The 19,948-nt window shown below is 70.4% G+C and carries 18 protein-coding genes; 6 read left to right on the top strand and 12 right to left on the bottom strand.

The window, feature by feature from the left end:
- Positions 1–4 precede the first annotated feature (4 nt).
- Both R0232_RS34975 and R0232_RS34970 read left to right on the top strand, forming a co-directional pair.
- Positions 5–1,612, top strand: coding sequence for an ABC transporter substrate-binding protein (locus R0232_RS34975; protein ID WP_431513880.1), 1,608 nt, complete (start codon positions 5–7; stop codon positions 1,610–1,612).
- Positions 1,613–1,638: 26 nt separating this feature from the next.
- On the top strand, positions 1,639–2,049 hold the full coding sequence (locus R0232_RS34970) for a VOC family protein (RefSeq protein ID WP_431513879.1): 411 nt from the start codon (positions 1,639–1,641) through the stop codon (positions 2,047–2,049).
- 13 nt (positions 2,050–2,062) lie between these two features.
- Here the strand turns inward: R0232_RS34970 and R0232_RS34965 are convergent, their stop codons facing one another.
- From R0232_RS34965 to R0232_RS34930, 8 genes are all read right to left on the bottom strand, one after another.
- Positions 2,063–3,010, bottom strand: a complete 948-nt coding sequence (locus R0232_RS34965; protein WP_431513878.1) for a nucleotidyl transferase AbiEii/AbiGii toxin family protein — start codon at positions 3,008–3,010, stop codon at positions 2,063–2,065.
- Positions 2,994–3,818: a type IV toxin-antitoxin system AbiEi family antitoxin domain-containing protein gene (locus tag R0232_RS34960; RefSeq protein ID WP_431513877.1), complete on the bottom strand. Its 825-nt coding sequence runs from the start codon at positions 3,816–3,818 to the stop codon at positions 2,994–2,996. Before R0232_RS34960 ends, R0232_RS34965 begins: the two co-directional genes overlap by 17 nt.
- 175 nt (positions 3,819–3,993) lie before the next feature.
- Complete coding sequence (locus R0232_RS34955) at positions 3,994–4,371, bottom strand: helix-turn-helix domain-containing protein (protein ID WP_208513257.1); 378 nt, start codon at positions 4,369–4,371, stop codon at positions 3,994–3,996.
- 15 nt (positions 4,372–4,386) lie between these two features.
- Complete coding sequence (locus R0232_RS34950) at positions 4,387–4,686, bottom strand: type II toxin-antitoxin system HigB family toxin (protein ID WP_431513876.1); 300 nt, start codon at positions 4,684–4,686, stop codon at positions 4,387–4,389.
- Positions 4,687–4,755: 69 nt separating this feature from the next.
- On the bottom strand, positions 4,756–6,486 hold the full coding sequence (locus tag R0232_RS34945) for an ABC transporter ATP-binding protein (protein ID WP_093345773.1): 1,731 nt from the start codon (positions 6,484–6,486) through the stop codon (positions 4,756–4,758).
- 1 nt (position 6,487) lies between these two features.
- Entirely contained in the window at positions 6,488–7,465 is a 978-nt protein-coding gene (locus R0232_RS34940) for an ABC transporter permease (protein WP_431513875.1), read from the bottom strand.
- Positions 7,466–7,507: 42 nt separating this feature from the next.
- Positions 7,508–8,491, bottom strand: a complete 984-nt coding sequence (locus tag R0232_RS34935) for an ABC transporter permease (protein ID WP_093345771.1) — start codon at positions 8,489–8,491, stop codon at positions 7,508–7,510.
- A complete protein-coding gene (locus R0232_RS34930; RefSeq protein ID WP_431513874.1) occupies positions 8,488–10,740 on the bottom strand; it encodes a rhodanese-like domain-containing protein in 2,253 nt (750 codons plus the stop codon). Before R0232_RS34930 ends, R0232_RS34935 begins: the two co-directional genes overlap by 4 nt.
- A 180-nt stretch (positions 10,741–10,920) precedes the next feature.
- Here R0232_RS34930 and R0232_RS34925 point away from each other — a divergent pair, with 180 nt between their 5' ends.
- Complete coding sequence (locus tag R0232_RS34925) at positions 10,921–11,940, top strand: tripartite tricarboxylate transporter substrate binding protein (protein ID WP_431513873.1); 1,020 nt, start codon at positions 10,921–10,923, stop codon at positions 11,938–11,940.
- A gap of 18 nt (positions 11,941–11,958) precedes the next feature.
- On the opposite strand, the gene R0232_RS34920 is transcribed toward R0232_RS34925, so the two are convergent.
- On the bottom strand, positions 11,959–13,437 hold the full coding sequence (locus R0232_RS34920) for a SidA/IucD/PvdA family monooxygenase (protein ID WP_431513872.1): 1,479 nt from the start codon (positions 13,435–13,437) through the stop codon (positions 11,959–11,961).
- 286 nt (positions 13,438–13,723) lie between these two features.
- Here R0232_RS34920 and R0232_RS34915 point away from each other — a divergent pair, with 286 nt between their 5' ends.
- A complete protein-coding gene (locus R0232_RS34915) occupies positions 13,724–14,665 on the top strand; it encodes a CysB family HTH-type transcriptional regulator (protein WP_431513871.1) in 942 nt (313 codons plus the stop codon).
- A 3-nt stretch (positions 14,666–14,668) separates the two neighbouring features.
- On the opposite strand, the gene R0232_RS34910 is transcribed toward R0232_RS34915, so the two are convergent.
- The 3 genes from R0232_RS34910 to R0232_RS34900 are packed head-to-tail and all read right to left on the bottom strand — an operon-like array spanning position 14,669 to position 17,003.
- Positions 14,669–15,271, bottom strand: a complete 603-nt coding sequence (locus R0232_RS34910) for an alkylhydroperoxidase domain protein (protein WP_431513870.1) — start codon at positions 15,269–15,271, stop codon at positions 14,669–14,671.
- A gap of 5 nt (positions 15,272–15,276) precedes the next feature.
- A complete protein-coding gene (locus tag R0232_RS34905; protein ID WP_431513869.1) occupies positions 15,277–15,909 on the bottom strand; it encodes a CMD domain protein in 633 nt (210 codons plus the stop codon).
- Positions 15,906–17,003, bottom strand: coding sequence for a putative FMN-dependent luciferase-like monooxygenase (locus R0232_RS34900; protein ID WP_431513868.1), 1,098 nt, complete (start codon positions 17,001–17,003; stop codon positions 15,906–15,908). The genes R0232_RS34905 and R0232_RS34900 overlap by 4 nt, the downstream gene beginning before the upstream one ends.
- A gap of 205 nt (positions 17,004–17,208) precedes the next feature.
- Here R0232_RS34900 and R0232_RS34895 point away from each other — a divergent pair, with 205 nt between their 5' ends.
- Together R0232_RS34895 and R0232_RS34890 are read left to right on the top strand one after the other, a co-directional pair.
- The gene (locus tag R0232_RS34895; protein WP_431513867.1) at positions 17,209–18,561 is read left to right on the top strand and encodes an LLM class flavin-dependent oxidoreductase; all 1,353 of its coding nucleotides are present in this window, start codon (positions 17,209–17,211) and stop codon (positions 18,559–18,561) included.
- Between the two features lie 216 nt (positions 18,562–18,777).
- Positions 18,778–19,947 carry an LLM class flavin-dependent oxidoreductase gene (locus R0232_RS34890; protein ID WP_208510303.1) on the top strand — a complete coding sequence of 390 codons (1,170 nt, stop codon included), beginning with the start codon at positions 18,778–18,780 and terminating at the stop codon, positions 19,945–19,947.
- Position 19,948 lies beyond the last annotated feature (1 nt).

The following is a 19,948-nucleotide window of genomic DNA, read 5'->3' as shown; positions in this document are numbered from 1 at the left end:
CACCATGTCTTCCCTGCTCCGCCCCCCGCACCTCCGCCGCGCCGCCGTCGCGCTGCTGCTCGCCGCCGGCCTCGCTGCCGCCACGCAGGCCGCGCCGCCCAATCACAGCGGCACCCTGACCCTGCTGTCGACCAGCGAGCCGACCGCGCTCGTGACCATCGGCAATGTCGCCACGCCGATCCTCAGCGTCAGCGCCAAGGTCACCGAGGGCCTGCTCAAGTACGACTACGACGTCAATCCACAGCCGCAGCTGGCGACCAAGTGGGTCATCAGCCCCGATGGCCTGACCTACACCTTCACGCTGCGCCAGGGCGTGAAGTGGCACGACGGCAAGGACTTCACCTCGGCCGACGTCGCCTACTCGATCGAGCTGTTGAAGAAGATCCATCCGCGCGGCCGCAACACTTTCGCCAACCTCACGGCCATCGACACGCCCGACAAGTACACCGCGATCCTGCGGCTGTCGAAGCCCGCGCCCTACCTGATCCGCGCGCTGGTCGCGACCGAGACGCCGATCGTGCCCAAGCACGTCTACGAGGGCACCGACCCGGCGAACAACCCGAACAACAACGCGCCGATCGGCACCGGCCCGTTCAGGTTCAAGGAGTGGGTGCGCGGCAGCCACATCGTGTACGAGCGCAATCCCGAGTACTGGGACAAGCCCAAGCCCTTCATCGACCAGCTGATCGTGCGCTTCGTGACCGACCCAGCGGCAGCCGCCGTGGCCTTCGAGACCGGCACCGTCGACCTCGGCTATCGCACGCCGGTGCCGCTCGCGGACCTCGAGCGGCTCAAGAAGGTGCCCGCGCTGCGCTTCGAGACCAAGGGCAACAGCTACTCGTCGAACGTGACCCGGCTCGAGTTCAACCTCGACAACGAGTACTTCAAGAACGAGAAGGTGCGCCAGGCCGTGGCCCATGCCGTCGACCGCGGCGTGATCGTGAAGGTGGTGAACTACGGCTACGGCCAGGTCAGCTATTCGCCGATCGCACCCGGCCTCAAGGCCTTCCACGATCCCGCGCCCTCGCCCTATGCCTTCGACCTCAAGAAGGCCAACGCCCTGCTCGACGAGGCCGGCTATCCGCGCAAGGCCGGCGGCGTGCGCTTCAGCGTGCCGCTGGACTTCAACCCCATCGGCGCGGACGGCCCGCGCCTGGCCGACTACCTGCGTTCGACCCTGGCGCGCATCGGCATCGCGGTGACGGTGCGGGCGCAGGATCCGAGCGCCTTCATCAAGCGCATCTACACGGACCGCGATTTCGCGTTCACGCACAACGGGGCCAGCAACCTGTTCGATCCGACCGTGGGGGTGCAGCGGTTGTACTGGTCGAAGAACTTCATCAAGGGGGTGCCGTTCTCGAATGGCACGCACTATCAGAGTCCTGTGGTGGACAAACTGCTCGAGGATGCGGCGGTGGAGAACGATCCTGCGCGGCGGCTGAAGCTGTTCAAGGAGTTTCAGGATACGGTGGCGCGGGATGTGCCGGATTTGAATCTCTATCAGCCTGTGTTCATCACCATTGCCAATCAGCGGGTGCATGACCATTCGTTGACGGCGGATGGGGTGGAGTCGAATCTGGCGGATGTCTACGTCGACGAGGCGAAGAAATAAGCGCTTCGTTCATTCCGGCGAAGCTGGTGCCGGAACTGCTGGTCGCGGATGTGCATGCGAGCCTGCGGTTCTGGTGCGACCTCTGTGGGTTCGCGGTCGTCTATCACCGGCTGGACGAGGGGTTCGCCTACCTCGATCGGGAGGGGGCGCAGGTGATGCTCGAGGAACGAGGGCGGGGGCGCAACTGGGTGACCGGGGCGTTGGAGGCGCCGTATGGACGCGGTGTGAATTTTCAGGTGGGCGTGCGGGCGCTGGGGCCGATCCTCGAGGCCTTGGCGCTTGCGGGGTGGCCGTTGTTTCTGGCGGCCGAGGAGAAGTGGTATCGCAAGGGGAACGTCGAGGTGGGGGTGCATCAGGTGGTGGTGCAGGATCCGGACGGGTATCTGGTGAGGTTTTCGGCGGGGGTGGGGGAGCGGCCGCGCGAGGGCGACGGATGACCCTCTGCGGACTTCAGCGCGTCGCGATGCGCGCCAATGTCTCTTCCAACTGGCAGCGATCCGCCTCACGCTTGCTCGCGGTACGTTGCGCGAGGTTGTGCAGCTTGCGTCGCACGCCTGGCAGGCCCGAGGCATGGGCCAGCCCGATCAGGTCGAAATCCGGCTGCTCCTGTTCGACCGATCGAAGGAAGCTACGCGACGGCTCATCCAGCCACTTCGCCACGCGCGCGAGCAGTCGATCGCGGTTCTCCAGCAAGGTCTGCACGTCGATGGGCTCGGCGGTCATGCCTTTGAAATGGGCTTCGAAGGTGGCCGCGAAATCCGCCGGCACGCGGGGCGCCAGCATCTCCCAGGCGGGCTTGGGGCTGCACGTGAGGTACACGAGAAAAGTGCGCCAGAGCACCTCGTCCGCCCGTTCGTCGTCGAGCAGCAAGCCCACGTCGAAGAGATCGCGCGGATGCTGCCGGGACAAGGCCGCGGCGAGCTTGCCGGCGTAGAGGTCGGCGAAATCCAGTACCTGTGCCTGCGCAAAGCCGAATGCCTCCGCTACCGTCGGACGCACGACCATGTGGCGTACCGGATGCACCGTGCCGCGCATGACCGGTGTCGTCTCGATCTGCACGCGCGCACGGCCACGGCTGGCCACCAGCCTCGTGATCGTCCCCGTGCCCTCGCCCGCCGAGGTCTGCACCTGCAGCTGCAACGGACGGGCTCGCAGCCCATCGGCCAATTGCCCGAAGGCCTGCGCGATCAACTTCGCATCCTCAGCGTAGTCGTGCACCGGCAGCCAGGCCAGATCGATGTCGACCGACAAACGCGGCAGGTCGTGCTCGAACAGGTTGATGGCGGTTCCGCCCTTGAGCGCGAAACGCGGCTCCTGCGCGAGCGCCGGCAGGATCTCGACCAGCAGCCGTACCCGGTCGGCGTAGCGCCCACCTCGGGACTCAAGCCAGGTGTTCATCGAGGTCTGCCGGCAAGGTGATCTGGTAGGTCGGATGCAGGCGCCCACCGGGAACCAAGGCGCGCTTGCCCCGGCCGAGATCGACGCCCTCCAGGGACACGTGCGACAACCACGCATGCCGGTGGCGGTCGGCCAGGGCCAGAAAGAGCCGCTTGGCCTTGATGCTCCGGCAGTGGCGCAGCAGCCATTCAACGCGCTGCGGCCGCAGCGTGGTCATGGCCTGCATCAGGGCGTCGGCTTCGTGGATCTGCGGCGCATCCGACACGCCGTCGCACAGCTCCAACATGGCGCGTTCGGGCGTGGCACACACCAAACGCGCATCGGCGTCCGGGCCCATCCGATGCCATGCCAAGCCTTGTTGGGCCAGTGCGGACTCGGCCAGCCTGGCGCTGAACGCCAGGGACGGCAGATCGAACGGCCCTTTGCCGAGAAATGCGAAGCGCTCCTTCAGCGGCAGCTTGTCCACCCAGCCCGGTGGCCGCTGCGGCCCATGGAGCGTCACCACACCGGCATCGCCCAGGCGCAGGTAGTGCTCGTGTCCCTGCAAGGTCAGCGCGAAGCGCCCTCCCACGTGCAGCGCCATCTCCTCCCCGACCTGCAGGCTGCGCACCACCCCATCCCACTGCAGACGTGCGCCTCGGCGCATGTAGACGCCGCGAGCCGGCGAGACCAGCCACCCGCTGCCCACATAGCGCGCGACCAGGCTGTTGGAGTAGCCATGTGCCCGCAGCCAACTGCTGGAGACAAGACGGGTGTCGTCGAGTTCGGCCAGCAGATGGTTTAGTTTTCCGTGATTTTGATCACTCATAGTGCTCAAAATACAGGTTTTCTGAACTTCTGCCTAGGCTTGGTGTTCGACGGTCGGAAATTTGGTCATCGGGGGTGCTTTATTCCCAAGACGTCAACACGCCCGTCCTCAGCCGACCCTTCAGGAGTTTCCGATCCCACCCACTCCAGCCGGGACGGCCGGCCCGGTGGATTCATCAATCCACCAATGCTTCTTCCTCGGCCAACCCAATCAACACATCGGCCGGAATCCCCATCCCTTTATTCAGGCGGCGGATCATGTGCAACGTCAACGGGCGCTTGCGCGCCAACACCTCGTACACACGATTCAGCGGTCCGATAAAGGGAACGAGATCCTTCACGCCCATGCCCGACTGGTCCATGCGGAACTTGATCGCCTCGATCGGGTCGGGGGGATCGATCGGGTGATGCTTCGCTTCGTAGGCCTGAACCAGCGTCACGAGCACATCGAGGCGGTCGCCTTCGGGCGTGTCCCGCTTGGCCATCATCAGGCCTTCAATCGCCGCGAGCGCGGCGCGGTAGCTGCTTTCGTTCTTGACGGGTTGAATTTCCATGACGGGCTCCTTCCTTCAAATGGTGTTCGCGTCGATCTGGTCGTACTGCGCGTGCGTGCCGATGAACCGGGTGTAGATCGTTGCGTAGTCGTAGTTGATCCAGACGACGAGCCGGTACTTGTTGCCCCCGAGGTTGAACACGGCACGGCCGTCCTTGAGGATGCTGACCTTCGGCATGGCGGCCACGACATCGGCGGGCTGCGTCCACTGCGCGGCGCAGGCCATCGCGTACCAGGCCCGCGCCGGGCCGACACAGTCCTGATGGGCGTCCTGCCGGTAGAAGTCGACCAGCATTTTCTGGGCGATGACTCGCATGACGCAATTTTAGTCCCAAATTGGGACTGGTGCCGGCGATGTGTTCCCGCCGGCGTTTTCGGAGCAACCTCAGGCCGCCTTCCTCTGCTCCGCCCCCGGCACAGCCGCAATCAAACTCCGCGTATACGCATGCTGCGGCCGATCCCAAATATCCTGATACCCCCCCGTTTCCACGATCTTCCCCTTGTTCATCACCATCACCCGATCCGCGATGTACCGCACCACCGACAGATCGTGCGAGATGAACAGGTAGGAAAGCCCGAAGTCCTCCTTCAGCTCCACCAGCAGGTTCAGGATCTGCGCCTGCACCGACACGTCGAGCGCCGACACCGGCTCGTCGAGCACCACCAGCGACGGCCGCAGCACGAGCGCGCGCGCGATGCCGATGCGCTGGCGCTGCCCGCCCGAGAACTCGTTGGGAAAGCGCCGCGCCGCGTCGGCCGGCAGGCCCACGCGCTCGAGGATGGCGGCGATGCGGTTGCGGCGCTCGGCGCGGTCGTCCACGCCGTGCACCTTGAGCACCGACTCGAGGATGTCGAACACGCTGCGCCGCGGGTTCAGCGATGCATAGGGGTCCTGGAACACCATCTGCACACGGCGCCGCCACGGCTTGAGCGCTTTCTCGGACAGCGAAGCGATGTCGGTGCCGTCGAACACGATGCGCCCGCCCGCCGGGTCCACCAGCCGCAGCAGGGTCCGAGAGAGCGTGGACTTGCCGCAGCCCGATTCGCCGACCAGGCCCACGGTCTCGCCCGCGCGGATGTCGAAGGACACACCGTCGACCGCATGCAGCACGCCGCCGCCGCGCGTCGGATAGTCGGTGCGCAGGTCCTGCACCGACAGCAGCGGCTCGCCGGCCGCGGCGCGCACGGGCAAGGCACGCACCTTCGTGTTCGGCTGCGGCACGTGCAGCGCGAAGTCGCGCACGCCGGTCGCGGGGTCGAGCCGGGTCTGGATCTCGGGCAGGCGCGCATCCGCGTAGTGCAACGCGCTGCCGGCATGCAGCGAGGCGCCGAGCAGGCCGCGGGTGTAGGCATGCGAAGGGGCGGCGAAGAGCTTCGAGGTCGGTGCCTCCTCGACCTTCTCGCCGCCGTACATCACGGCCACGCGATCGGCCCACTGGGCCACCAGGCCCAGGTCGTGGGTGATCAGCAGCAGCGCCATGTCGAGCTCGCGGCGCAGGCCGTCGAGCAGTTCGAGGATCTGCGCCTGGATGGTCACGTCGAGCGCGGTGGTCGGCTCGTCGGCCACCAGCAGGCGCGGCTTGCAGGCCACGGCCATCGCGATCATCACGCGCTGGCGCTGGCCGCCCGAGAGGTTGTGCGGATGGTCGTCGATGCGCCGCTGCGGCTCGGGGATGCGCACCAGGTCGAGCAACTCGATGGCGCGCCGGCGCGCCGCGGCGGCCGAGAGCTTCTCGTGGCGGCGCAGCGTCTCCTCGATCTGCGCGCCGATGGTGTGCACCGGGTTCAGCGAAGTCATCGGCTCCTGGAAGATCATCGCGATCTCGCGCCCGCGCACCTCGCGCAGCGCGGCCGGCGACAGCGCGAGGATGTCGCGTCCGTCGAAATGGATGCTGCCGCGCAGCGCGGTGCCGGGCGCGAGCAGGCGCAGCAGCGCCAGCGCGGTGGTCGACTTGCCGCAGCCCGATTCGCCGACCAGCGCCAGCGTCTCGCCGCGCTGCAAGGTCAGGTCCAGCCCGCGCACGGCCTGGATCGGACCGTTCGAGCCGTGGAAGAAGACATCGAGGCCGCGCACGTCCAGCAGCGGCGGCGCGATCGTCACTGGTTCGAGCGTCATCTCAACGGCCCCTCAAACGCGGGTTGAAGGCATCGTTGAGGCCATCGCCCACGAGGTTGAGCGCCAGCACGGTGAAGACGATGGCCGCGCCCGGCAGCGCCGTGAGGTACCAGGCCGTGCGCAGCAGCTCGCGGCCCTGGCCGATCATGCTGCCCCACGACACCGCATTGGGGTCGCCCATGCCGAGGAAGGACAGCGCCGATTCGATCAGGATCGCGCTGGCCACCAGCACCGAGGTGGTGACGATGACCGGCGGCAGCGCGTTCGGCAGCATCTCCTGGAAGATGATGCGCGCATGGCCGAAGCCCTGGCTGCGCGCGGCGAGCACGAACTCGGTCTCGCGCAGCGCGCGGAACTCGGCGCGCACCAGCCGCGCGATCACGGGCCAGGAGGCCAGGCCGATCGCGAACACGATCACCGGCACCGAGGGCTGGCCGATCGCCACCACCACGATCACGAACAGGAACGAGGGCATGGTCTGGAACAGCTCGGTGATGCGCACCAGCACGTCGTCGACCCGGCCGCCGAAGTAGCCCGCGGTGGCGCCCACGAGGATGCCGATCGCGAGGCTCAGCACGGCCGCGACCACGCCCACGGCGAGCGAGACGCGCGCGCCGTGCGCGATGCCGGCGGCGACGTCGCGCCCGAGCGAGTCGCTGCCCAGCGGATAGGCCGCGTCCTGGCCGGGCCACAGCAGCGGCTGCGCGACCATGTCGAGCGGATCGCCCGGATAGAGCAGCGGCGCGAGCAGCGCCAGCACCAGCATCGCCAGCAGCAGCACCACGCCCGCCACGGCGGAAGGGTTGCGCACGAAGGCGCGCAGCGCGGCGCGGCGCGCCGAGACCGGGCGTGCGTCGACGGCGGCGACGACGACGGCAGCGGCCGGCGTCGGCGGCGCGGGCGGTTCCGCGCGGCGGGGCGCCGTTGCCGGCGCGCTCGCTTGCGCGAGGTTGGAGTCGAGCAGGAAGGGAGTGGACATCGGTGAGAACGAGAAGAGCGTGAAGCGGTGCGCGTGCGGAACTCAGCGCACCTGGATGCGCGGGTCGAGCAGCGCGTGCAGCAGGTCGACCAGCATGTTGGCCACGATCACCAGCAGCGAGGACATCAGCAGCACGCCGAGCAGCACCGTGTAGTCGCGTCCGGCCACCGAGTCGAAGGCCAGCCGGCCGAGGCCGGGCCAGCTGAAGACGGTCTCGACCACCACCGCGCCGCCGAGCAGGGTGCCCAGGTGCATGCCGGCCACGGTGGTGACCGGGATCAGCGCGTTGCGCAGCACGTGGCGCATGGTGACGGTCCACGGATGCAGGCCCTTGGCCTCGGCGGTGCGCACGAAGTCCTGGCGCGACACCTCGAGCATGGCGGCCCGCGTGAGCCGCGAGAAGATGGCGATGTAGAAGCCCGCGAGCGCGAGCGCCGGCAGCACCAGGTGGCGCGCCACGTCGACCGCGTGCTTCAGGCCGGTGTAGCCCGCGCCGATGGTCTCGCTGCCGCCGGTGGGCAGCCAGCCCAGGTGCACCGAGAACAGCACGATCGCCATCAGCCCGAGCCAGAAGCCCGGCGTGGAGTACAGCAGCAGCGCCAGCACCGAGAGCGTGCGGTCCTGCCAGCGGCCCACGCGGGTGGCCATGATGGTGCCCAGCGCGATGCCGATGGCGAGCGCGAAGCCCAGCGCGGTGAGCATCAAGAGCAGCGTGTTGCCCAGGCGCGCGCCGATCAGCGCCACCACCGGCATGTTGTAGCGCGGCGAAACGCCGAGGCTGCCGTGCGAGAGGTTGTAGAGGTAGCTGCCGAGCTGCTGCAGCACCGGCAGGTCGAGGCCGAAGTGGGCGCGCAGCTGCGCCATGCTCTCGGCCGTGGCCGAGCCCGATTCGGCCGCCACCACGTCGGCGGCGTCGCCCGGGATCAGCTGCATCAGCACGAAGTTCAGCAGGATGACGCCGATCACGGTCGGCACGGCCTGCCAGGCCGTGCGCACCAGGGTTCGGCCGGCGCTTCGCAGGTTCATGGCGCCACCGCCGCGTCGGCCGTGGCGGGCGCGACCAGCCGGATGCCCACGTCGCCTTCGCGCTCGAGCTGGGCCACGAGGCCGATCTCCCAGTCCAGGTACTGCTGGAAGCCGGCATTGCGCGCCGCCAGGTCGGCATGCGCGTAGGGGCTGTACCAGTGGTCGTCGTCGCCGGTCAGCACGCCCTCGACGCCCTGGCCGGTGGGCAGGCCGGCCGCGACCCAGGCCTGGGTGCCGCCCGCCAGCGCGAGCACCTCGCGCGCGGAGCCGTCGCGGGCCAGACGCGAGATCAGCTCGGCTGCGACCGCGCCGGCCAGCACGCCGTCGGACGAGACCAGCACCACGCGCTGCGTGGCGGGCAGGCCGGCGACGAATTCCTCGAGCCGGTCGGGCACCGCGAAACGCGCGCCCGCGACATGGCGGCGCTCGTAGGCGGCGCGGCGCTCGATGTCGAACACCGCGACGCTGCCGGCGTCCAGCGCCGATGCGAGTTCTCGCACGGCGATGCGCGGCGCGCGCGCATGCAGCGGCAGCAGCTTCACGGGCTCGGGGCCGAGCACCAGCACGGGCAGCGGCGCCGGCGCATGCACGAAGACCTCGTGGCCGCCGAGCTGCGCGAGCCAGGCGCCGGTGGTCAGCGCGCGCACGCCGTCCCAGTCGGCCAGCACGATGCGCGCGCGGCGCACGCCCACGTATTCGTCGGTGGCCTGCACCAGCTGGCCGCCGGGCGCCCAGCGCCAGCCCTCGAGATGGCCGGCCTCGTACTCCTGGCGCGTGCGCACGTCGAAGCGGTAGAGCGAGCGTTCGCCGGCCTCGGCCTCGAGCCGCGCCAGCCCCGCGGCGTCGAGGCGGCGCACGCCGGCGCGCCGGGCCACGTCCTCGGCCCGTGCGCGCGCCTGCTCGAGGCCGGCGGCCTCGGGCTCGGGCAGCGGCGCGCTGCGGCCATGCGACAGCGTGCGCCCGGCCAGCAGCCAGGCCATGGTGCCGTCCTTGAGCGAGACCACGGGGTTCGGAATGCCCGCGTCGATCAGCGTCTGCGCGCCGACGATGCTGCGCGTGCGGCCGGCGCAGTTCACCACCACCAGCGTTTCGGGACGCGGCGCGAATTCATGGATGCGGTAGACCAGCTCGGCGCCCGGCAGGCTGTGGGCGAACGGCAGGCTGAAGTCGGCGAACTCCTCGGGCGTGCGGCTGTCGACCACCACGATGTCGTCGCCGCGTTCCACGCGCTGGTGCAGCTCGTCGACCGAGATCCACGGCGTGTGCTTGCGGTGCTCGATGACCTCGCCGAAGGCCTTGCTCGGCACGTTGCTGCCGCTGAACAGCTCGTAGCCCGCCGCGGCCCAGCCCGCGGTGCCGCCGGCCAGCACCGACACGTTGCGCCAGCCCAGGCGCACCAGCTTGCCTGCCGCCTGGTGGGCCAGCGACTCGTCGGCGTCGGTCAGCACGATGCGGGTGTCGCGGCGCGGCACCAGGCGGTCGATCAAGAGCTCCAGTCGCCACAGCGGCGCCGAGGCGGCCAGCAGGATATGGCTGCGCACGAAGACGCCGGTCTCGCGCACGTCGAGCAGCGCGATCTCCTCGCCATCGGACAGCGCGGCCTTGAGCGCCGCCGGCGCGATCGCCGGATGGCGGATGTTGCGCGGCGGCCCGAACCGGCGGTAGCTGCCGCCGGCCGTGCCTTCGAACACCACGCGATGCTCGAGCCGCTCGAGCGCGCGGCCGTAGAAATGCAGGTGCCGGCCGTCGAGGCCGTCGACCAGTTCGATGGTGTGGACGTCGGTGGGCGTCAGCACCACCGCACTGCCCGCGGCCACGTCGACCACGCGCGTCTGCACGAGGTCGTCGCGCGCGGGGTCGGTGGTCTTCTCGCGGCGGTAGAGCACGTTGCGCTCGTTGCCCTCGACGCCGGCAATGATCGCCCAGGTCGTGTGGTCGTGCGGCGGCTGGGCCTTGCCGGCCAGGCCCGCCGAGAGGTAGAGCGCGAAGCCGCCATCGGCGTCCTCGGCCAGCCGGTAGACCTGCGCGGGGCGCTCGGCATCGATGGGGAAATGGGCGGCCGGGAACAGGTCGGCGCGCCGGCCCAGGGCGATCAGCGCATCGGCCACGGGCTGCAGCCGGGCATGGCCCTCGCCGGGGCCGGCGGCCAGCAGGCCGCGCGCCTGCGCGAGGAAGGCGTCGACGGCGCGCGCGCGCTCGCTCGCGACGTCGTTGCCCGCCGTTTCGACGGGGAGTTCGGAGAGGCTCATGGGGGACTTTCGAGGGGAAGGCGGGGAAGCGGGAACACGGCCCGGGGCCGCGGTGTGGGCAGGGTATGCGCCGGACCGGGCCGGCCGAACGAAGTTTTTCTTCTACGCATATCCGGTTTGCTTCGTTGGACGCGCGCGCGCCCGCGCCTACGGTCGGCGCATCCTCGAACAAGACCCTCCATGACCTCCCTGCCCTTCCCGATCCGCGGCGCGCGCCGCGCCCTGCTGCGCGCCACGCTGGCCGCGCCCGTCCTGCTCGCCGCCTTCACGGCTTCCGCCCGCGCCGCCACCGACGAGGCGGCCGGTTTCCCCTCGAAGCCGGTCCACATCGTGGTGCCGGTGGCCGCCGGCGGCAGCGCCGACAAGCTCACGCGCCTGATCGCCGAGCGCCTGACCGAGCGCTGGGGCCAGTCGGTGGTGGTCGAGAACCTCGGGGGCGCCAGCGGCACCATCGGCGCCGCGCGCGTGGCCAAGTCGCCGGCCGACGGCTACACGCTGCTGCAGCAGGGCGAGGGCCTGACGCTCAACGGCATCCTGTTCGACCGCCTGCCCTACGACGGCCAGAAGGCCTTCACGCCGGTGATCAAGGCGGTGGTCAATCCGCAGATCCTGGTGGTCAATCCGAAGACCGGCATCGGCGACTTCCGCGCCTACCTCGCGCGCGCCAAGGCACGGCCACACTCGATCAGCCTGGGGCTGCCGGGCAACGGCGGCATCGCCCACGTGGCGCACGAGATGATCGGCCAGGAGACCGGCGCGCAGGTCAACTACATCCCCTACTCGGGCGGCGGCCCGGCCACGCTCGACGTGCTCGCGGGCCATGTCGACGCCACGCTGATCACGCTGGCCGCCGTGACCGACCACGTGCGCGCCGGCAAGCTGCGCGCGCTCGCGGTCACCACCGACTACCGCTCGGGCGCCCTGCCCGAGGTGCCGACCATGGCCGAGGCCGGGCTGCCGGGCTTCGCGGTCGAGAGCTGGCAGGGCTATTTCGCGCCGGCCGGCACGCCGCCGGCCGTGGTCGCGAAGATCAACCGCGACATCCAGGCCGTGATCGCCGCGCCCGAGACGCGCGCCAAGCTCGAGGACATGGGCTTCAAGGTGACGGGCGGTTCGCCGGCCGACCTGGGGCGCACGCTGGCGGCGGAGCGCATCCGCTATGCGAAGACCATCCAGACGGCGGGGATCTCGCTGCGCTGAGATCCCGCCGCCATCCGTTCAGGCTACCTGCAGCCGCGCCTCGCCCTGCCACAGCGCGCCCGCATAGAGCTCGGGCCCGAAGTCCGGCGCCACCTCGGCGCGCGTGCGCGCCTCGTGCAGCGGCAGGTCGGCCAGCACCAGGTCCTCGCTGATGCGGCGCACGATGGCCGGCACGTAGCCGCGCATGCCGGGCACGTCGCCCAGCGGCAGCCCGGTGCTCGCGAAGCCGCCCGGGTTGTAGACGTGGATGTCGCGCAGCCACGGCGCCGTGCCCGCTGTCTTCTCGACCAGCTCGAGGCCCGTGCCCAGGTAGGGCGCGGCCGCGAGCTCGTCGTCGCGCTCGTGCGCGGGCGCCTCGAAGCGGTCGCGCCAGCGCAGCACCAGCTCGGCGATGCCGGCCAGCTCGGGGCGCTCGCTCAGCTCGTGGCTGTAGCCGGTGCCGGCGATCGCGAAATCGAAGTGGAAATGCTCGTCGTGCACATGGGCCACGAGCCGGTTGCCGTTCTGCGTGACGCCGCGCCACGGCGCGCCCAGGTGCAGATGGAAGTTGGGAAAGGCCAGCACGCGCTGCACCGAGTCGGGCGGCGGCGTGGTGCCCAGGCGCCGGTAGCGCGCCGCATGGTGCCAGCGCGTGGCATCGGGCAGCGCGAAGTAGTTGTCGTACAGGCCCGGATAGCCACGCACGCGCGCCACCGGCGTGGCCGCGAGATGGTCGCGGCGCGCAAACAGGTGCACGGCGGCCGCGCCATGCTCGAGCGCCACCGCGGCCGCGTCGAAGGCCGAGGCCGCCGCGCCGATCACGGCCACGCGCTTGCCTTCGAGCGCCGCGAAATCGATCGCATGGCCGGTGTGGGCCGCGAGCCCGCCGGCCACCGCATTCGCGAGCAGCTCGGGCACGAAGGGCGCGCCGCTGCCGGCCACGCCGTTGGCGAAGACCAGCTTGCGCGCGGTCTCGATGCGCTCCTGGCCATCGACCTCGAGCCGCACGCGGAAGTGCGGCACCGCGCCCTGCCCGGCCGCCTCGAAGCCGACCAGCCGCGTGCCGTAACGCACCCCGGTGGCGGTGATGTGGCGGAACCAGTCGAGGTAGGCGGCCCAGTCGGTGCGCGGAATGCGGTCGAGCGCCGCATAGGCCTCGAGGCCATGGCGCGATTCGTACCAGGCCTGGAAGCCCAGCGCGCTCACCGGTCCCTCGGGGCCGACCAGGTTCTTGAGCGTGCGCAGCTTGTGCATGCGCGCGCGCGTGAGCCACACGCCCGCGCGCTGCGCATCGGGCGCGGCATCGATCACGCTGACTTCGGCGATGCCCGCGCGGCGCAGCGCGAACGAGAGCGCGGCACCGCTCTGGCCGCCGCCGACGACGAGCACGTCGTGGTCGATGCCATCGTGGCGCGGCACCCAGTTGGCGGGCGCGGGGCCGAGCAGGCGCAGGGCCTCGTGGGCGAAGCGGTCGCGCGGGTCGTTCGGTGCGAGGGGCGTGGAGGGGGCGTTGCTCATGAGGTGGTCGACAGGAGTGGCGCGGCGGATGCCGCGAAAAAAAACGGGCCCCGAGGGGCCCGTTGAAACTGCATCGCCGTAGCGACCAGGAGACACTCACCCTCGAAGGCAAGAGCCCTCATTCTTCAAGAGAGCGCGGCCTTCGCGAAGCACGTAATCCGCATACGCTGATCCGTTTTTGTTCTTTGCCGCACGGCATCGTCGCGCGATAGCCTGCGGGCACTCCCACCGAGTGCGCGCCCGGAAGGCGCATGCCCCCGCCAGAGACAAGCCTCTTCCCGTCGCCATGAACTTCCAGCAACTGCGATCCGTGCGCGAGACCGTGCGCTGCGGCTTCAACCTCAGCGAAGCCGCCGTGGTGCTCGAGGCCTCGCAGTCCGGCGTGAGCCGGCAGATCCGCGACCTCGAGAACGAGCTCGGCATCCTGCTGTTCAAGCGCTCGGGCAAGCGGCTCACGGGCCTCACCTCGCCCGGCGACCACCTGCTGCCGATCATCGAGCGCGTGCTCGACGACAGCCTGAACCTGCGCCAGGCCGGCCAGGATTTCCTGGCGCGCGAGGAGGGCCTGCTGTCGATCGCGGCCACGCATTCGCAGGCGCGCTATGCGCTGCCGGCCGCGGTGCAGGAGTTCCGGCTGCGCTTTCCCGGCGTGCGGCTGCACCTGCACCAGGGCACGCCGCGCCAGATCGCGCAGATGCTGCTCGACGGCGAGGTCGACGTGGGCATCGCCACCGAGTTGCCGCAGAACCATCCGCAGCTCGCGGCCATCTCCTGTCGCTGCTGGACGCACCTGGTGGTGGCGCCCGCGGGCCATCCGCTGCTGACCGAGGCGCCGCTCACCATCGAGAAGCTCGCGCGCCATCCGCTCATCACCTACGACAGCGGCCTCACCGGCCGCTCGCGCATCGACGAGGCCTTCGCGCGCCATGGCCTCTCTCCCGACATCGTGCTGGCCGCGATGGATGCGGACGTGATCAAGACCTACGTGGAGCTCGGCGTGGGCGTGGGCATCGTCGCCGACCTGGCCTACGACGCAGTGCGCGACCGGCGCCTGCGCGCGCTGGAAGCCGGCCACCTGTTCGGCGAGAACCGCACCCAGCTCGCGGTGCGCCGCGGCGGGCATCTGCGCGGCTACATCCATGCCTTCATCGATGCCTTCGCGCCCGGCATGGCGCGCGAGGCGATCGCGCGCGCCAGTGCGGAGGCGCCGCCCGAAGACGGCGCCTGAACGTCAGGGTTGTTGCGGCTCGCCCAGCGAGAGCATCAGCCGGTTCGCCCAGTTGAAGAAGGCCGCGCCGTGGATCACGTCGGCGATCGCGAGGTCGTCGAGGCCCTGTGCGCGCAATGCCTCGATGTGTTCCGTGCCGAAGCTCGAAGGCGTGGACGACAGCGCCACCGAGGCCGCGACGATCGCGTCCCAGCGCTCGCCGAGCGCGGCCGCCGTGCCCTCGTCGAGCAGCCGCTGCACATCGTCCGAACGCTGCGAGAAATGCGTGGCGAAGCGCGCATGCACCGAGGCGCAGTAGATGCAGCCGTTGTGGCGCGAGGCCGCGGCCGCGGCCAGTTCGCGCTCGGCGCGCGGCAGGCCGGCCTCGGGGTTGTAGAAGATGTCCTTGTCGGTGCGCGTGCGCGCGCCGAGGATGTCGGGATCGCGCGCGAGCAGCCGGAAGTACGGCGACTTGGCGCGCGCCGCATCCACCAGGCCCGCGAAGTGGCGCTCGGTGAGCTCGGCTTCGGGCAGTGGCTCGAGCCAGGGCAGCCATTCGAGCTGCGCCTGCGTGAAGCGCGCGGGGTGCGCGTTGTCCGGATAGCTCAGGGTCGATTCGGTGGCCATGGCGTTCAGTCGACGGAAGTGATGGGATGGCGCGCCAGCGTGCGCAGGCCCGCGACGACGCGGACCTGGAACGCGAGGAAGGCCACGAGCTGCGACAGGGTCACGATGCCGGTGGACGACCAGCCGGCATCGAGCAAGGCCTGCAGCGCGGTGGGGCTCGCATCGCGCGGATGGAACACCAGCAACTGTGCATGCACGAGCGCGGCCGAGAGGCGCGGGCCCAGCGCTTCGCGGTTCGCATCGGCGACCGCATACGAGGGGCCGGCCGTGTCCTCGGCGCTCAGCGGTCCCGCGGGATAGCGGCCGTACGGGCCCTTGGCGGCGGCGCGTTTCGCTTCGTCCGCGATCGCCTCGGCCAGGCCCGCGCGGGCGCGCTGCGCGGCGAGGCGCTGCGCATAGAAGCGCGCGACCTCGGACTGCTCGTGCAGCGCGGTCACGAAGGCCGCGACGGCGAAGCGGTCCGCGATGTCGAAGTCCTCGGGCACGGGCGGCGTCGGCGCGAACAGCGCGAGATAACTCTGCTGCGCGTTGAGGCGCGCCTGTTCGCGCTGCGCGCGCAGCCGGTCGAGCGGATCGCCGGGCGCGATGCCGACCAGTTGGTCGATCACGTCGGCGACGGGAGGGGTGATGGCGGTCATGAGGTCTGGAGGGAAGGAATGTCGGTGGAGGCCGCCGCCGTGTCGCGCTGCCAGCCTAGCGCGGGCGCGACCTCGGTGGCGACGAGCTCGATCGAGCGCAGGATCGCCGCATGCGGCGGATCGACCGAGTGCACCTGGCACACGAGGTCGGTGACGCGCGCGAGCGTGCTGTCGGCGGCAAGCGAGGCGATCACGTCCTCGGGCGTGCCCACGTGCACGTCGTAGGCGGCGATCAGTCGTTCGAGCGGGGCCTCGGGGCCCGCGCGGTCCGCGAGACCACCGCCGCCCGAGGCCGCGAAGCGCGCGGCCGAGCGGCGCAGGCCGATCTCGGCCAGGCGCAGGGCCTCGGCGCGCGTGTCGGCCACGAAGACGCTGCGCGATCCCACGATGCGTGGCGTGGCGCCGGCCGGCAGCGCGGCCAGGTAGGCATCGACGATCGGGTCCTGCAGCTCGGCCAGCGTCGCATCGGGTGCTTCCAGCGTGCGCGGCTGGGTGCGCGAGAGCATCAGGCCGTCGCCGGCCTGGCCCGCGCGCGTGCCGCCGCTCACGGAGAAGGTCGCCTGCCAGATCCGGCCCAGCAGTTGCGCGCCCGCGGGGTACAGCGTGTCGCCGCCCGCGAGCGGCCGGCCGGCCCAGGCCGCGCGCACGGCCGCAAGCTGCCGTGCGAACAGGGCCGGACGCTCGGCCGCATCGAGACCGAAGGCGGCGAAGGCCTCGGGCGTGCCGCCCGTGCCCACGCCGATTTCGAGCCGACCGCCCGCGAGCAGGTCCAGCACGATGGCGTCCTCGGCCACGCGCAGCGCGTTCTCGAGCGGCAGGGTCACGATGCCGGTGCCCAGGCGGATGCGGCGCGTGCGCGCGGCCACGTGGGCCAGGAAGACGAAGGGCGACGGCAGCCCGCCCTCGTGTTCGTGGAAGTGGTGCTGCGCGACCCAGGCCGAGTCGAAGCCGAAGGCCTCGGCGTGCGCGATCTGCGCGGCCACCAGGCGATAGCGCTCGGCCGCGGGGGCGTCGTCGAGCAGCCGGCTGAAGAAGCCGAGGCGCTTGCGCACCGTCGGTCGTTGGGCGGAGGGTGCGTGCGAAGGCTCGGGCATGAAGCGGAAATTGTGGCGGCCGCGGCGCGCGCCGCCTGCGAAGAAAAAGTCGCATGCATATGCGCAAACCGAGGCTGCGCGATCAATCCGCCTTGCCAAATGCAGTGCGCGCCTAAGGAAGTGCGAATCCCTTCTTTCCGCGCGAGCGGGCACCGACTTAACCTGCCGCCGCACTTTTGCGCGCACCCTCCGACCACGAGTTCCCATGGCCACTTCCTCCCGCCAGATCAAGCTGGGCGCCTTTCTCATGCAGACCGGCCACCACATCGCCGCCTGGCGCCATCCGCAGGCCCAGGCCGACGCGGGCAGCAATTTCCGCCACTACGTCGAGCTCGCGAAGCTGGCCGAGGCCGCGAAGTTCGATGCCGTCTTCCTGGCCGACTCGGTGGGCGTGCGCAGCAGCGAACTCGCCTCGCTCTCGCGCACCGCGCGCAGCGACCACTTCGAGCCGCTGACCCTGCTGTCGGCGCTGGCCGCGGTCACCGAGCGCATCGGCCTGATCGCCACCGTGTCGACCAGCTTCAACGAGCCCTTCAACGTGGCGCGCAAGTTCGCCTCGCTCGACCAGATCAGCGGCGGACGTTCGGGCTGGAACCTCGTGACCTCGAGCGGCACCAGCGAGGCGCAGAACTTCAACCGCGACGAGCACTTCGAGCATGCGCTGCGCTACGAGCGCGCGGCCGAGTTCCACGACGTGGTGACCGGCCTGTGGGACAGCTGGGAGGACGACAGCTTCGTGCGCGACAAGGACAGCGGCCAGTACTTCCACGAGGACAAGCTGCACGTGCTGCACCACAAGGGCAAGCATTTCTCGGTGCGCGGGCCGCTCAACGTCTCGCGCTCGCCGCAGGGCCGGCCGGTGGTGGTGCAGGCCGGCGCCTCGGAAGCAGGCCGCGACCTCGCGGCGCGCACGGCCGAGGTGATCTTCGTCGCGCACCAGACCTTCGACGAGGCGAAGAGCTTCTACCGCGACATCAAGGACCGCGCCCAGGCCTACGACCGCGAGCCCGAGTCGATCAAGATCATGCCGGGCATCTTCCCGGTGGTCGGCCGCACGCAGGAGGAGGCCGAGGAGAAGTTCGCGCTGCTGCAGGACCTGGTGCACCCGGTGGTGGGTGTCTCGCTGCTGTCGAACGTGATCGGCGGCTTCGACTTCTCGGGCCTGCCGGTCGACGGCCCGGTGCCCGAGCTGCCCGAGACCAACGGCCCCAAGAGCCGGCAGCGCCTGCTGCTCGACCTCGCGCGGCGCGAGAACCTCAGCATCCGCGACCTCTACCTGCGCATCGCGGGCGCGCGCGGCCACCAGCAGGTGGTGGGCACGCCGCAGAGCATCGCCGACCAGCTGCAGCAGTGGTTCGAGGAAGGCGGCGCCGACGGCTTCAACATCATGTCGCCGTGGTTCCCGGGCGGGCTGCAGGACTTCATCGCGCTGGTGCTGCCCGAGCTGCGCCGGCGCGGCCTGGTGCGCACCGAGTACGAGGGGCGCACCTTGCGCGAGCACCTGGGGCTGCAGCGGCCGCGGCATGGGCAGCGCCGGGCCGCGGTGAGCGCGGCCTAGAGAGCCGGGTCGACACCGGCGCGCCGATGGCGCGCGAGGCCGTGCCCGCGCATCGCGCCGGTCGATCGAGCCGCCTATGACAAACCCTAGCCACCCTGAATCGGGTGGTTGCCGGGCGGCGCTGCATGGACAGCATGGGACCCGCGACACCAGACCGACACGGACCTGGTGCTTCGCGACAACAGGTCACACATCAGTCCATCAGGAGAGAACACCATGCCGCAGCGCCTCAAGTTCGGCGTCTTCCTCGCGCCCTTCCACAGATCGGGCACCAACCCGACGCAGGCCCTGAGCCTCGACCTGCTGCTCATGGAGCAGCTCGACCGGCTCGGGTACGACGAGGCGTGGATCGGAGAGCACCACAGCGCCGGCACCGAGATCATCGGCTGCCCGGAAATCTTCATCGCGGCGGCGGCCGAGCGCACCCGGCATCTGCGCTTCGGCACCGGCGTCACGTCGATCGCTTACCACAACCCCCTGTGGGTGGCCGACCGCATGGTGCTGCTCGACCACCTGACGCGCGGGCGGGTGATGCTGGGCGTCGGCCCGGGCTCGCTGCCCACCGACTCGGCCATGATCGGCCTGAGCCCGACCGACACGCGCGAGCTGATGGGCGAGAACCTCGAGATCATCGTGCGCCTGCTGCGCGGCGAGACCGTCAACGCGCAGACCCAGACCCACAAGCTGATCGATGCCCGGCTGCAGTTGCGCCCCTACTCCGAGGCGTTCGAGATCGCGGTGGCCGCCGTCGCCTCGCCGACCGGCCCGCGCATGGCCGGCACCCACGGCCTGGGCCTGCTGTCGATCGGGGCCACGCTCAGCGCCGAGGGCTTCGATGCGCTGGCCAGCCATTGGTCGGTGGCCGAGGAGCGGGCGCGGCACTTCGGCACCACGATGGATCGCCGCAAGTGGCGCCTGGTGAGCATGTTCCACCTGGCCGACACGGAGGAGCAGGCGCGCCAGGAAGTCCGCCACGGCATCGCCTACTGGTTCGAGTACATGCAGCAGGTCGCGGCCTTCCCGCAGATGGGGGTCAAGGGCGACACGATCGAACAGATGATCGACTTCATCACGGCGGCCCGGGTCGGCGTCATCGGCACCGCCGCGCAGGCGCGCGAACACGTGCAGCGCCTGGTGGAACAGTCGGGCGGTTTCGGCTCGATGCTGCTGATGGCGCACAACTGGGCCAACCGCTTCGATACCGACCGCTCGCTCGAGATCTTCGCGCGCGAGGTCGCGCCGCATTTCCAGGGCCAGGCCGCGCCGACGCTCGAGGCCGCCGAACTGGCGCGCAGCACGCGCGCGGCCCATGCGGCCGACCAGCTCAAGGCGATCGACCACATGTCGCGCAAGTACCAGGCGGAACTGGATGCGAAGAACGCCTGAG

Source organism: Variovorax sp. DAIF25, assembly GCF_050711835.1.
Classification (GTDB): Bacteria; Pseudomonadota; Gammaproteobacteria; order Burkholderiales; family Burkholderiaceae_C; genus Variovorax.
Note: the sequence above shows the minus strand (reverse complement) of the source record. Positions and strands in the feature narration are given on the sequence as shown.